The organism is Aeromonas sp. (assembly GCF_051657805.1).
Taxonomy (GTDB): domain Bacteria; phylum Pseudomonadota; class Gammaproteobacteria; order Enterobacterales; family Aeromonadaceae; genus Aeromonas.
The window spans coordinates 210,012-224,248 of the sequence record NZ_JBOFLJ010000010.1 but is presented as its reverse complement, the minus strand read 5'-3'; the positions used below and the strand labels follow the sequence as shown (position 1 = coordinate 224,248).

General features: G+C 59.1%; 12 protein-coding genes. 8 read left to right on the top strand and 4 right to left on the bottom strand.

The window, feature by feature from the left end; translation table 11 throughout:
• Position 1 precedes the first annotated feature (1 nt).
• The 3 genes from ACRCYW_RS03715 to ACRCYW_RS03705 all read left to right on the top strand — a co-directional run bounded on the left by ACRCYW_RS03715 (position 2) and on the right by ACRCYW_RS03705 (position 2,041).
• On the top strand, positions 2 to 691 hold the full coding sequence (locus tag ACRCYW_RS03715) for a hypothetical protein (RefSeq protein ID WP_438548823.1): 690 nt from the start codon (positions 2 to 4) through the stop codon (positions 689 to 691).
• A 120-nt stretch (positions 692 to 811) separates the two neighbouring features.
• A complete protein-coding gene (locus ACRCYW_RS03710) occupies positions 812 to 1,264 on the top strand; it encodes a lysozyme inhibitor LprI family protein (protein ID WP_438548822.1) in 453 nt (150 codons plus the stop codon).
• Positions 1,265 to 1,291: 27 nt separating this feature from the next.
• Entirely contained in the window at positions 1,292 to 2,041 is a 750-nt protein-coding gene (locus ACRCYW_RS03705) for a hypothetical protein (protein ID WP_438548821.1), read from the top strand.
• Here the strand turns inward: ACRCYW_RS03705 and ACRCYW_RS03700 are convergent.
• Entirely contained in the window at positions 1,998 to 2,555 is a 558-nt protein-coding gene (locus ACRCYW_RS03700; protein ID WP_438548820.1) for a metal-dependent hydrolase, read from the bottom strand. The genes ACRCYW_RS03705 and ACRCYW_RS03700 overlap by 44 nt on opposite strands.
• Positions 2,556 to 2,696: 141 nt before the next feature.
• Between ACRCYW_RS03700 and ACRCYW_RS03695 the strand changes: the two genes are divergently transcribed.
• Positions 2,697 to 2,939 (top strand): DUF3297 family protein, encoded by a 243-nt coding sequence (locus tag ACRCYW_RS03695; RefSeq protein ID WP_438548819.1) that lies wholly within the window; start codon positions 2,697 to 2,699, stop codon positions 2,937 to 2,939.
• A 166-nt stretch (positions 2,940 to 3,105) separates the two neighbouring features.
• The gene (locus tag ACRCYW_RS03690) at positions 3,106 to 3,504 is read left to right on the top strand and encodes a hypothetical protein (protein ID WP_438548818.1); all 399 of its coding nucleotides are present in this window, start codon (positions 3,106 to 3,108) and stop codon (positions 3,502 to 3,504) included.
• 207 nt (positions 3,505 to 3,711) lie between these two features.
• Here the strand turns inward: ACRCYW_RS03690 and ACRCYW_RS03685 are convergent, their stop codons facing one another.
• Positions 3,712 to 4,923 carry a NupC/NupG family nucleoside CNT transporter gene (locus tag ACRCYW_RS03685; RefSeq protein WP_438548817.1) on the bottom strand — a complete coding sequence of 404 codons (1,212 nt, stop codon included), beginning with the start codon at positions 4,921 to 4,923 and terminating at the stop codon, positions 3,712 to 3,714.
• A 565-nt stretch (positions 4,924 to 5,488) separates the two neighbouring features.
• On the opposite strand from ACRCYW_RS03685, the gene ACRCYW_RS03680 reads away from it, so the two are divergent.
• Entirely contained in the window at positions 5,489 to 10,657 is a 5,169-nt protein-coding gene (locus tag ACRCYW_RS03680; protein ID WP_438548816.1) for a retention module-containing protein, read from the top strand.
• Positions 10,658 to 10,820: 163 nt separating this feature from the next.
• Here the strand turns inward: ACRCYW_RS03680 and ACRCYW_RS03675 are convergent, their stop codons facing one another.
• Both ACRCYW_RS03675 and ACRCYW_RS03670 read right to left on the bottom strand, forming a co-directional pair.
• Complete coding sequence (locus tag ACRCYW_RS03675) at positions 10,821 to 11,252, bottom strand: DMT family transporter (protein ID WP_438548815.1); 432 nt, start codon at positions 11,250 to 11,252, stop codon at positions 10,821 to 10,823.
• Positions 11,253 to 11,366: 114 nt separating this feature from the next.
• Complete coding sequence (locus tag ACRCYW_RS03670) at positions 11,367 to 11,999, bottom strand: DMT family transporter (RefSeq protein ID WP_438548814.1); 633 nt, start codon at positions 11,997 to 11,999, stop codon at positions 11,367 to 11,369.
• 99 nt (positions 12,000 to 12,098) lie between these two features.
• On the opposite strand from ACRCYW_RS03670, the gene ACRCYW_RS03665 reads away from it, so the two are divergent.
• Positions 12,099 to 12,992 carry a LysR substrate-binding domain-containing protein gene (locus ACRCYW_RS03665; protein ID WP_438548813.1) on the top strand — a complete coding sequence of 298 codons (894 nt, stop codon included), beginning with the start codon at positions 12,099 to 12,101 and terminating at the stop codon, positions 12,990 to 12,992.
• 139 nt (positions 12,993 to 13,131) lie between these two features.
• On the top strand, positions 13,132 to 14,232 hold the full coding sequence (locus ACRCYW_RS03660; protein WP_438548812.1) for an ElyC/SanA/YdcF family protein: 1,101 nt from the start codon (positions 13,132 to 13,134) through the stop codon (positions 14,230 to 14,232).
• Positions 14,233 to 14,237 lie beyond the last annotated feature (5 nt).

Below are 14,237 nucleotides of genomic sequence, written 5' to 3'. Positions count from 1 at the left end.
TATGAAAAAAGGGTTATTCCTGCTTTTAATGCTGTTGCAAGCACAAGTTTTAGCCGAAGGCGCCCCCCTGAAAACCAAAGACCCGCTCGATTTTGTCCCCAAGGGATATGTTGTCTTTGAGAAAATCGAGGGGGATTTAAACAAAGATGGTCAAAGTGATATGGTCATCATTGTCAAAGGCACCGACAAGCGCAATGTCATTGTTGATGAACACCGTGGTGAGCTTGATCGTAATCGGCGAGGACTTATCATCGCGTTCAAGAAGGGTGATCACTATGAGCTGGTTCTCGAAAATCCAAACTGTTTCTCCTCGGAGAATGAAGATGGTGGTGTCTATTTTGCCCCTGAGCTTTGGGTCTCCGTAGAAAAGGGTATCTTGCAAATTCACTATGGCCATGGACGCTATGGTTACTGGTCTTACAAATTCAGATATCAGAACGCCGGTTTCGAATTGATTGGCTACGACATGAGTGAAAACCGCGGCCCCCTCGTTGAGCGGATGACGAGCATCAATTTCTCGACCAAGAAAATTTTAATAAAGGAGAACATCAATCAGGATGCTCAAGAAGATGGTGACGAGACCTTCAAGGAAACTTGGAAGCGCTTCCAACTCCCTGCACCATTCACCCTTAAAACGATCACGGATTTCGACAATTTTTATTACGACAGGTTATATAAAATATCTGGCTGATTATACGGTATAGCTGCGACTCCATTTTATAGGAAAGAGCGGCATAATAAGCGAGCGACAATTGTTGGCAAAAATCCGCTCTCAAAAATATAATATCAACTCAAGCATATTGGTTACGCCATGTACATTCATAGAATAAATCACTTTACATCAATCTTATCAAAGAGTAATTTACTCATAGCAAAGATTATTTTTATCATCCTCACCACAATGTTCGTAACCATTAATGCTTTCGGAAAGACAGTCAATGATAATGTTATCTGCAATCTTCCTTCTGCTATGTGCAAGCTGGAAGCAGATCTATTGGCAGCAGATAAGGAGTTAAACAAAACTTATCAATCCACCTTACAAAAAAATGCGTCTGGCGGTTTTGACGACAGTTACGTAAACAAAGGAGAGATACGGAAAACTCTCATCCAGAGTCAACGCGCTTGGCTTTTATTTTTGGATGAAAACTGTAAAGCCTATTACACACTAAATAGCGGTGGAGCACAGAGAAATAAAGCAAGAATGGAGTGCCAAATCGATATGCTACAAGAACGCACCCAATATCTAAAAAAAGTCTATTTATAACACCACCATTTTACTGCGGTAGAGCCTATGATGATCATGTTCTTGCTCTCACTACTTCTATTTTCAACCCATACGATGGCGATTGAACCGGCACCGGTAGCCATTTCGCTTGAACATGACCATAGCATTTTACTCACCAAGCAGGTGCAACTTAGCCAGCAAGAGAACAAGATAACACTACGCTGCGCCAATCAAATGCTCACGTTTGAGCAGGATGGTATGGGGGATATCAAAAGCCCCGTGCAACGCTACGACTATCCGCACTTTAGTTTGCTGACACTCCCGGTAAGCTCTGGTTATGGTGGTGTAAATATATTCCATCGTCTGGTGAAATTGGTGGGTAATGATTGCTCACTCGCGACTAATGATGAAATTGTCAATCCCGTGCTGATGTCAGACAAGATCGAGAGTTCGATGAAATCCGGCTCCAGATATATTGATCGTACCTATCAGCTCAACGCTGACGGTAAGCTGGCACTTGTCAGCGAGCGAGAGAATTACGCCGATTTCTGTATCGAAACTCTACATCCTGCCAAAATTGCCGCTATCAGCTGCAATAGCAAACTCCCGGATATCTACCTGACAGTCGGTGTGGCACGAGCCTCTTTTTATGCCAGCGCCGAGAGCGAAAAACCACAAAAGAGTTACCTCATCAAGGGCGATCGGGTACACCTGCTTGATTTCAGTTTTCCGCATGCCCGCTACAAAGTTGCGTTTCACGGCAAAATCGTTACTACCGGCTGGATTGATGCTGCAAATATCGATTTGCCACAATAAGGCGCAACAAAATCAACACCAGCATCAATACAACCCCCGGCAGCCAGACCCAGTAGAGTTCGGAGAGGATCACCGCTTCACCTCGGGCGGTGAGATAGGCCTCCAACTTGAAGGGGGCGACCCGGATCACCTGCCAGGGGGCAAAGAAACGCTCGTCATGCCACGGCCAGAGCCAGCCCACCCCCTTGCCGCCTGTGGTGAGCGAGTCAAGCAGGCTGTGGGAGAGCAGAGAGATCAGCAGAAACGACCAGACGGTAGCGATGCTCGCCCGAAATTGGCGATGAAACAGCATGGCTAGGGTAGGCAGGGCAAAGGCAAACAGCAGGGAGTGGGTAAAGCCGCGGTGGCCAAAGACATGGCCGTAGGCGACTCCCAGCTTGAAGGCCAGCACATCGGCATCGGGCAACATGGCGATGGCAACTCCTGCCAGTAGCAGGTGTGGTGGAATGATCCGGCTGCCCAGTCCCAGCCCAATGCAGAGGGGTACGGCGGCGTGGGTAACGATGGTCGGCATAGGGTGAAGCTCCAACTGAAAATGTGGGCCTACCTTATCCCCGCTCGGTGAAGTGAAGGTGAAGTTGCGTGCCACCAGCCTTGAGCCCACGGCGGGCATTGCCTACAATGGCCCACTTTTTATCAAACTCAGGTCTATAAAATGAACGACAACAAACCGGCCCTACCCGACCGTCTGGCGGCCAACCCGCGCAGCCCGCACCATGTGGCGGAGTGCTTCAAGCACGAGATCGGCATTCGCGTGAACGGCAAGGTGCGCACCAATGTCGAGGAGTACTGCATCAGCGAAGGTTGGGTGAAGATCCCCTCCCCCAAGGCCAAGGATCGCTACGGTAATGCCATGCTGATCACCGTCAAGGGCACCGTCGAAGCCTTCTACGCCTAAGCGTTGCCGCGCCCTGCTCAGGGCTCGACAGCCTATCCCAAACACCGGCCCAGCGCCGGTGTTTTGTTTTTCAGCTTCTGGATGCGCGGATAAGCCGAGGTTCCTGTTAACCTCCTCAGCCGACATCCATAACAAAAATGACAGTCCCGACGACTGAATCCCTTTTATGACCGAGATGAATCGAAAGACAACAAGGCTAGTCGCTCTCTGCTTTTTCCTGTTTCTCACCCGGCTCGGATTTCGCGCTTTTGGCTACGACCACCTTTATCACAACCCGAACGATGCGTACGGCATATCGGATTTGATTGAGCTGGCATTAGCCTTGATCTATCAGGTGGGCATGGCTCTATGCATACTACATGCCTTTCGGGTGCTGCTCCGCCACTGGGCTCCGGGGGCTTTTGGGGCTTTTGGGGCTTTTGGGGCTTTTGGGGCTTTTGGGGCTTTTGGGGCTTTTGGGGCTTTTGGGGCTTTTGGGGCCACTCTACTCCTCACTCTCTGCACCCTGCAATGGCACAGCTATGACTACCTTCACAGACTGGCCGCCAGCCTGATCACCCAATAAAGCCCCCCCTCCTCGATTCCATCGGCAGCAACACCCACGATACATCCGACATCTGCGACATCAGGCCGAGAATCTATCCCCAACAACGTAAAAAGCCCCGTCCTGCCTTGCGGCGAGACGGGGCTTTATCATTTTTTATGATTAAGTTGCCAATGACATTAGCAAGCCTAATGAACTGACATCTTCTCTGGACCAGAATCCCGGGCCTTAACCCAGTGAGGCAAAGATCCCGGCCAGGGTCGCACTCATCAAGTTGGCCAAAGTGGCGGCCAGCACAGCCTTGAGGCCCATGTTCGCCACGTCGTGGCGGCGCTCCGGCGCCATGGTGCCGATGGAGCCGAGCTGGATGGCGATGGACCCCAGGTTTGCGAAGCCGCACAGGGCGAAGGTGATGATGATCTGGGTGTGGGCGCTCAAGTTCTCCTTGATGCTGGCAAAGTCCAGATAGGCGACGAACTCGTTCATGATGACCTTCTGGCCAATCAAGGAGCCTGCCGCCATCATCTCGTTGCTTGGCACCCCGATAAGCCAGGCGACGGGGGCGAACAGGTAGCCGAGCAGCAGTTGCAAGGAGAGCTCTGGCCAGCCAAACCACTCACCGACAGCGCTGAAGCCAGCGTTGAGCATGGTGATGACGCTGACAAAGGCCAGCAAGATGGTGCCGATGGCCACGGCTATCTTCATGCCCCCCATGGCGCCGCCGGCCAGGGCGTCGATGGCGTTGTTGTAATCGCTCTTGTCCAGGGTGATCTCGTCTTGCTCTCGCACCCGCTCCTGCTCCGGCACCAGCAGTTTGGCCATCAAGAGGCCCCCCGGCGCCGCCATAAAGGAGGCGGCGATGAGGTATTTGAGATCCACGCCGAGGCCGGCATAACCGCCGAGCACCGAGCCCGCCACCGAGGCCATGCCGCAGGTCATCACGGCAAACAGCTCGGAGCGGGTCATGCCCGCCAGGAAGGGGCGGATCAGCAGGGGAGATTCCCCCTGGGAGAGGAAGATGTTGCCGGTGGCTACCAGGGACTCGGCGCGGCTGGTGCCGAGCAGGCGGTGAATGCCGCCCCCCAGCACCCGGATCACCCACTGCATGATGCCGAAGTGATAGAGCACGGCGATCAGCGCGCTGATGAAGATGACCAGGGGCAGCACCCGCACCGCGAAGATGAAGCCGTTGCTCGCCAGATCGCCGAACACGAAGCGGATGCCGCTGTCGGCAAAGCCGAGCAGGGCCGAGACGCCGTTGCTCATGGCGCCGAGCAGCAGCTGACCGGGGGGGAAGTAAAGCACCAGGGCGGCGAAACCGGTCTGCAGGGCCAGGGCCCCGAGCACGGTGCGCCAGCGGATGGCGCGGCGGTTCTCACTGGCCAGCCAGGCGATAAACATCAGGGCCAGCATGCCGACCAGACTCAATAACAGGGTCATCTTGCACCTATGAAGAGAGGAGTTTCATATGGCAAGTCTGCAGACGGGGGGCGCGAGGACGTCAGGCGGGGCGTGCCGACCACGCGACACACAAACCACAAACCTACGGTTCAGTGGCGGGTCCCATCCTGGGGTCATTCACGTTCCGGGTGACGGCGAGTATCGGTGACGCCAGCCGCGCGGGAGAAGCGGCGACTGGCAGGTCGGGCGGCGATAGTACAGCGATTCACGTCACATAAAAAGCGGTAAAACGATTCGCCCCAGCAATTTTTTTGTCGCTGACAAAACCCATTCCAAAATAACTGCCACAAGGCAGCCAATATTCAAAGCAAGGTGGCTCATTGCTTGTGAAAATGAATATCAATATCGGATATTGGTACTAGAAAAGTATTAGACACGGCATCCAGTGAACGTCACCTGAAAAACGTTTTTCATTTAAATCTTTTAAAAATCTTTATTTTACGTCTGAACGAACATGGCCGTTCATATAATGAACGCCTTTAATATGCACCACACAATAAATAACAAAAATATAAATAGTTCAGACCATTAGGAAAAGCATCACATGTTCAGAATCCTGCTCGATCAACCGATGGAAATTACCCATGCTCAGGGTCAGTCCTGGCTGGTATTAAATGATGGTTCGATAAAAATCGTCCAGATAGGGGACCTGATCCCCAAGGGCGCCCTGCTGGTGTCCAAATCAGAGGTCGAACTCAGCCCACCTGCCCAGCTGCCAGAGGCCTCCGAAGCTGTTCAACCGGCCGCCAGCTTAAGCACAGAGCCACTTTCCCCAAGCGATCAGCAGGAGCTTGCAGCAATCCAGCAGGCCATTCTGAATGGCGAAGATCCGACCGAGATCGCACAAGCCACCGCCAGTGGCGGCGATGGTTCAGGCCTGACCACAGGCTCTGGCAATGCCGGTGCCGTAGTGACCGACCGCACCAATCACACCACGATTTCCAATGCTGGCTTCGACACGGCACATGATGCCCCTGAATTTATCCGATACCGGGATATCCTGGGCGAATATACTCCCGAAGAGAGGGATCACGATCCCGTCGCATTCAGTCAAAGCCATATTATCTCGGAAGATACTCAGGCATTTTATGCACAGGTGCCGACGGCACAGGATATCGATACCGATGGTATCAATCCTCACGGATATGCTCTTGTCACGGATGTAGATAAAGGCCACCTGGTATTAAATCCAGATGGCAGCTATGTATTTATCCCCCCGGCGGAATTTCAATCCCTGCGCGAGGGGGAAACTCGGCAGGTCTCCTTTACCTATATTGCAACGGATCCCAAGGGTAACCAGAGCGCCCCGGCGACCGTCACCATTACCATCACCGGCGCCAACGATGTCGCCACAATCGACGTCGCCACCCCAGGGGCCGACCAGGGCGTGGTCAAGGAGGATGTGACCCTCACCACCGGCGGCAAGCTGGTCGCCACCGATGTCGATAACGGCGAGGCGGTGTTCCAGCCCCAGACCGCTATCAAGGGCGCCCACGGCAGTTTCACCATCGATGCCGACGGCAACTGGAGCTATCAGCTCGACAACGACGACCCCGCCGTGCAGGCCCTCAAAGAGGGTGAGACCCTGCCGAGCGAGCACTTCGTGGTCAAGAGCGCCGACGGCTCCGCCGAGCATACGGTCACCGTCACCATCACCGGCACCAACGACGACGCCACCATAAGCGTCGCCACCCCGGGCGCCGACCAGGGCGCGGTCAAGGAGGACATAACCCTCACCACCGGCGGCAAGCTGGTCGCCACCGATGTCGATAACGGCGAGGCCGTGTTCCAACCCCAGACCGCTATCAAGGGCGCCCACGGCAGCTTCACCATCGATGCCGACGGCAACTGGAGCTACCAGCTCGACAACAACGATCCCACCGTGCAGGCCCTCAAAGAGGGCGAGACCCTGCCGAGCGAGCACTTCGTGGTCAAAAGCGCCGATGGCTCCGCCGAGCACACGGTCACCGTCACCATCACAGGCACCAACGACGACGCCACCATAGGTGTCGCGACCCCGGGCGCCGACCAGGGCGCGGTCAAGGAAGATGTGACCCTCACCACCGGCGGCAAGCTGGTCGCCACCGATGTCGACAATGGCGAAGCTGTATTCCAGCCCCAGACCGCTATCAAGGGCGCCCACGGCAGCTTCACCATCGATGCCGACGGCAACTGGCGCTATCAGCTCGACAACAACGATCCCGCCGTGCAGGCCCTCAAAGAGGGCGAGACCCTGCCGAGCGAGCACTTCGTGGTCAAGAGCGCCGATGGCTCCGCCGAGCACACAGTCACCGTCACCATCACCGGTACCAACGACAACGCCACCATAAGTGTCGCGACCCCAGGGGCCGACCAGGGCGCGGTCAAGGAGGACATAACCCTCACCACCGGCGGCAAGCTGGTCGCCACCGACGTCGACAACGGCGAGGCGGTGTTCCAACCCCAGACCGCTATCAAGGGCGCCCACGGCAGCTTCACCATCGATGCCGACGGCAACTGGAACTATCAGCTCGACAACGACGATCCCGCCGTGCAGGCCCTCAAAGAGGGCGAGACCCTGCCGAGCGAGCACTTCGTGGTCCAGAGCGCCGACGGCTCCGCCGAGCACACCGTCACCGTCACCATCACCGGCACCAACGACAATGCCACCATCGACGTCGCCACCCCGGGCGCCGACCAGGGCGCGGTCAAGGAAGATGTGACCCTCATCACCGGTGGCAAGCTGGTCGCCACCGACGTCGATAACGGCGAAGCGATGTTCCAGCCCCAGACCGCTATCAAGGGCGCCCACGGCAGCTTCACCATCGATGCCGACGGCAACTGGCGCTATCAGCTCGACAACGACGACCCCGCCGTGCAGGCCCTGAAAGAGGGCGAGACCCTGCCGAGCGAGCACTTCGTGGTCCAGAGCGCCGACGGCTCCGCCGAGCACACCGTCACCGTATCCATCACCGGTACTAACGAGGCACCCGATGCCCGGGATGATGGCCTCAGCAGCCGGCAGACTGTCACCCTCAATGGTGAAAACTGGGACACCAGCGGCGATATCAAGGTGGATTACTATGTCATCGATGCGACAACCGGAACCAGGGTCGCCGATGCCGAGAAGTCGGATTACACCGGCGATGGCGATCATCGCTTCGGAGTGAAATCGGATATCGAGCAACCCGAGGCGGATGCGGTTCAGGCGGGCCAGATCGGCTATCTGGACAGTGAAGACAAGAGCGAAGCCATGCGCTTTACCTTCCAGCAGGGGCAGTTGGCCCATCACGCTTCCATTGAGGTCAGGAACCTGTGGTCCGATCGTGCCAGTGGTGGCTGGGAACCCGGCTGTGAGCGCGGTGTCTGGAAAGCCTTCTACAAGGGTGAACTGGTCACGAGCGGCATCTTCGAAGGCACGTCGGGTGGGAAGCAGACCCTCCAGATCGACGCCGCCGGCCGCTACTTCGACAGCATAGAGATGTCGGCGATTGGCTATAAAGATGGCATCGTCGACCCTCAAGGCTCCGAGTACTTCATCACCAAGGTCACCGCGGATCTGACCCACTTCGATCAGGCATTCCAGACCAACGAGACGGGCAGCCTTTCCCTCGACGTGCTGAGCAATGACTCGGACCCCAATCAGGATGCGATCGCTATCGTGGAGGGCAGCTACCCGGACTATGTCACCCTGGTGGATGGCAAGCTGTTCTTCGATCCCGCCAAATACCTCCAGGCCCTGCCGGCGGGGCAACGTGATCTGCTCCCGGGAGAGGCCAAGTCGATCGAATTCGAATACAGCATCCGTGACACCCACGGGGCGACCGACAAAGCCAGCGTCAATGTCACCATCATTGGGGATCCCCTCTCCGACCCAGCTCTGCTCCATGTCGAGTTGCAGGAGAGCGATCTGGGTAATGGGACCCCAGCTCGCAGCGAGGGCCTGTTGCCCGGCGCCCACGAGGCAACGCCCCACGAGTATCGGTTTGCGGCTCAACAGGACGGCAGCAAGGTCAGCAGTGGCGGCAATCCCCTCGCCTACGAGGTCAGTCAGGATGGTTTGCAACTGACGGGATTCATCGTGGAAGGGGGGCAGAGGGTCGATGTGCTGAGTGCGCAGCTTGACCCGCAGAACGGCTCCTATCAGCTGGATCTCTTCCGGCCGCTGGACCACGGGAGCCAGGGCAAGGACCTGCTCTCCCTCCCCTTCGAGATGAATATCCAGATCGGGAATCAGCAGACCCAGGGGCAGTTGATCGTCGATATCATCGACAGCGCCCCCACCCCTGCCTCCATCACTCATACGGTGGGCGATGTGGCACCGCAGTCCAACTCCGTCATCATAGCGCTGGACATGTCCGGCTCGATGAAGGACTACGTGCGCGATGGCAACGGCCAATGGACGACCCGCTGGTCGATCTCCCAGCAGGCCATCAAGGCGATGTTCGAGCAATATGACAAGATGGGCGACGTGCAATTCAAGATTGCGACTCATGCGGGTTATCCGGATGGTCAGACTTCAGGCTGGCTGCACTCTCTGGAGGATATCCAGAAGTTCTTCGACACCCTCTCCCCGGCAGGCTGGACACCCTATTACCAGGCCCTGAACCAGGTGGACGCCATTCTGGGCAACCAGCAGGATCAGACCGCCATGGAGGGGACTAGCAAGCAGTTCTATTTCCTCTCCGACGGCGCGCCCTCTGACTTCGGTTACTGGGCCAGCGGGGCCTACAAGTCCCAGGAGATACGTGACCGGCTGATGAGTGGCATCAGCCCGGATGAGGTGGGCGGAGAGAAGCACTATCAGGATCTGCTCAATGGCAGGGTGGAACCGACCAAGGCTGAGCAATTCCTCATCCTGGGTGAATCCATGGATCACATCATGGACAAACATGGCCACCCCTTTGACAACATGAACATGTTGGCCATTGGCAAAAGCGCCTCACTCGAGTATCTGGAACCCCTGGCCGGCAAGGGTGGGTCTGCCATTCAGGTAGAAGATGCCGATGTCGTCAACATCCTGACCGAGTCGGTGCCAGGCCAACTGCACGGCGACCTCACCCAGCATTCCGTCGAGGGGGAGTGGGTGCAGAGCCTGAACTACGATGGCCGTACCTACTTCTACGACCAGGCCAAGGGCGGCATCTTCCTCCATGACGGTCCAGCTGACAACAAGGTGGCCGACGGCGCCAAGCTGACGCTGGATACGACCAACGGCAAGCTGGCACTGAACTTTGAAACCGGGCAGTACGACTATCAGGCCAAGGATATTCATGGGAATGGGCAGGACAAATTCCTGCTCACCTTGCGTGACGGTGATGGCGATACCGCGGATACCTCTCTGGCTATCGATGTCACCGATCTGCAGGGGGGCATCTCTCCCTCACCGCTGACCCTGGGGGCCCAGGAGAAGGCATCCTACTCTGTCTTCTCTGCCCCATTGCTCGGCTCGGAGGCACAGGACGAGCTCATAGTGCTGCCCACCGGCCACAAAGCTGCGGAGCCGACCAGCCCTGTAGAGACCCGGATAGCCGTCAGCGATCTGCTCAGTCATGATGAGATGGACGGCCTGCTAGCCCGGGTGGCGCCCGTCACTCAAGACGCCACAGGCACTGCCGGTGAGCCGCGGATCCTGTCGGAACACCCGGCTGGCGATACCCCTGACTCGCTCAGTCAGACCATGCCAAACCCGGTATTCGATGAACTGCTGTCACAGCAGCAATTTATCCAGTAATCCCTCAAGCCAGGCCCCTGACCAGACCGGCAGGGGCTTTTTGCATACAGACCCGCCCCCATTCGCAATTCGATAAACGCCCTCCCATCGTTTGAAATCCAGCTCAAGAACAGCACTCCCCCTATGTCGCCTCACGCTCAGCGAGTGCATGCCCCATCGCCGCTCAACGAGGCATTTTTAGCCCGGCATAGGCCCGTTGCAACCCGGCCCCGGCCAGCACCAGGGCGACGCCGAACAGGTCGTCCCAGCCGAGGCGCCCCGCCAGGGCATCCAGGGCCACGCCCCCCACCAGCTGGCCGGTGATGATGAGCAGGGCACAGGCCAGGGCACCGACCCGACCTATGGCCCAGCTGCTGATGGCGACAAATAGCGCCCCCAGCACCCCGCCCACCAGCAGCCAGGGATCCAGCCCCGCGAGCCGCTCCCAGGGGGCCCCCGTCAACAGCAACATGGCGCCGAGCAGCAGGAAGCCGAGCAGATGGTTCGCCAGGGACGCACCCAGGGCTCCGCGGGCGGTGGCGAGGCGGCCGTTGAGGGTGCGCGACAGGCTGACCGCCACGCCGTTGAGCAATCCCAGCAGGATCAAGATGGTCATCATTCTCTCCTTATCGATAAAACGGGTTCAGGGTGAGCAAAGGGGGGAGCGATCCCAACGCATCGACAGCGCCACAGAGCTCTCCCTACTCGCGTAATCAAAGACGCCGCGCGATCACAGCCCCAGCACGATCAGCAGGGCGCCAGCCATCACCAAGAAGGTGGCGAAGAGATCCATCCCCTCTGGGCGGCGGCGGGGCAGGCCGAACCAACCGAGGGCATCGCACAGGGCACCAAACAGCAGCTGACCGAGCAGCAACAGGGCCAGGGTGCCCGCCATACCTAGGGGTGAGTTGAGGCAAAAGGCCGCCAGCACCACGGTGAGCGCCCCCGGCAGGCCGCCAAGCCAGGCCCAGAGCGGGACCTTCTCCACCTGGGCAGGCCTTGCCTTCGCCTGAACAGGGGCAGGCGCGTCCTGGCTGGGGCCGGTACTGTTGCTATCTGGCGCTGAGGAGGGGGCAAGGGAGCCGAGCTCGACGGGCATCTTCCCCGCCGTTGCGGTCCCTGCTCTGCTTCTGCGGTTAGTACTCACTCTGGCCATAAGACCCCATAACAGGGCGGCCACCAGGGTGCCTGCCCCGTGGGCGAGCCAGCTCGCGAGCCAGGGGTCGGTAGCCTGGGCCAGGGCGCCGTTGCGGTCGATCATCAGCGCCAGCAAGAGGCCTGCGCCGAAGGCCGCCAGGGCCCCGATCGCCTGCTCCCCTTGGAAGCGCAGCGAACCGAGAGAGGTGATGGATGTGGATGACATGGCTAGGCTCCGTTAACACGATAGGAGCAGGATAGATTGTCTTTGTTAAGGGGATAATCCACCATAACGTCACAACTTTGTTTCCAGTTCGAGAACGACATGAACCAGGATGCCTTCGCCCTGCTCCCCGCCTTCGTCGCCGTGGTGGAGGCGGGCAGCTTCTCAGGCGCGGCGCGCCAGCTGGGGGGCAGCAAGTCGGCGCTCAGCAAGAAGGTGAACCAGCTGGAGCAGCTGCTCGGCTGCCAGCTGCTCTATCGCACCACCCGCTCCCTCAGCCTCACCGAGGCGGGAGAGCGCTACTTCGAGACGGTGCGCCACGCGGTGCGCCTAGCCGGCGAGGGAGAGGATGCCATCGGCGCCCTCCAAGCGGCGCCCCGGGGCCTGCTGCGGGTGACAGTGCCCATGGTCTATGGCCGCCGTTATGTGGTGCCCCTCATCCCCGACTTTCTCGCCCGCTACCCCGAGGTGCAGCTGCAGTTCGAGATGAGCGACGAGCAGCGGGACCTCATCGCCGAGGGGTTCGACGTGGGGCTGCGCATCGGCGCCCTGGAGGACTCGAGCCTGATCGCCCGCCGCCTCGCCCCCTGCCACAGCACCCTGTGCGCCGCACCTGCCTATCTGGCCCGGGCGGGGGTGCCCGAGACCCCGAGCGATCTCGAGCGCCACAACTGCCTCTTCTACTCCCTGTTCCGTGGTGGCACCCGGTGGCGCCTGCTGGGCCCTGAGGGCGAGGTGGGGGTGACCCCCAAGGGCAACTTCGAGGTCAACAACAGCGACGCCATCCACAGCGCCCTGCTGGCGGGACTCGGCATCGGCAACATGCCGGACTTCATCGTGGGGGAGGATCTCGCCGCCGGCCGGCTGGTGCCCGTGCTGCACGCCTACCGGCTGCCAGAGCACGGCATCTGGTGCCTCTACCCGCGCCGCCGCCACCTGCCTGCCAAGGTGGCAGCCTGGCTCGCCTTTCTCGACGAGCGGCTCGGCCAGCCGTGATGGGGGGGCCATTTCGGGTTCGCCGGAGCGGTTCACGTTTTCTTCATCCCAAACGGGGTAGAATGCCAAGAACAAGCTCATGTTTTTATTGGAAAAGCGGCAGGAGAATGCAAGCTCCCCTGCCCCAAGGAAGCCCTCGATGAAAAGAACCGCGATTGCCCTGACCCTGGCCAGCCTGCTGGCGCTGCCGGCCCTGATCCCGAGCGTCGACGCCGCCCCGGTGCGCTCCCTGCAAAAAGAGCAGAACTACGAGCAGTACATCAGCAAGCGCCAGGTGGTGGATCAGCTGCTGGCGGATGCCCTGCACATCTTCAAGTCGCCGGCCCGGGTCTCCGATGCCGGCTTCACCGCCAAGATGCCGAGCAACATGGAGCAGGTGACAGATCTGCTGCTGCAGGCCCACCAGCTCGAGCCCTATCGCACCGATCTCCTCATCTCGGCGGCCAACGCCCAGATCTACAACGGCAACGTGGACAGGGCCATCGGCCTGTTCGAGCAGGCGCTCACCGCCGCCCCCGACGATCTCGACATCAACAGCTACCTGGCCACCTGGCAGCGCTTCAAGGGCAACCAGGCCAAGGCCGACGGCTATTTCAAGCGGGTGAGTGAACTCAATGGCGGGCGCGCCGCCGACTTGCAGCGCCTCTTCGAGACCGTGGACAGGGTGGTCGCCACCCCCCTCAAGGAGCGCCAGGGTCGGGTGGAGAAGAGCGGGCGGCGCGCCATCGTCACCCTGGGTTATGCCCTCAACCCCGACGGCACCATGAACGACATCCTGTTGGGGCGCCTCGAGACCACCCGGGTGCTGGCCCAGGCCAACCCGGCGGCCCTCATCATAGTGACAGGCGGCGTGCCCCAAAACCGGCAGACCGAAGGCAAGCTGATGGCGGACTGGCTGGTGAAGAAGGGGATCGACAGATCCCGCATCATCGAGGAGAACTACGCCACCAGCACGGTGGACAACGCCCTCTACAGCGGCTATGCCCTCGCCCGCCACCAGATAGAGTTCGCTACCCTGGTGAGCTCCGCCAGCCATGTGCGCCGGGGCCAGAGCCTGCTGGAGATCGCCAGCTGGCAGAGCGGCCCCGCCGGGCTCAAGGTGGACAGCGTCGCCTACCCGGACAAGCCGCTCTCCACCCTCGCCAAGGTGAGCGACGGCGAGCTGCTCGGCATCTACCGGGATGCCCTGCGCACCTATGGCCTCTGGAGTTATCGCTCGGCGCCGCTGATCGAGCGTTAAGGCGC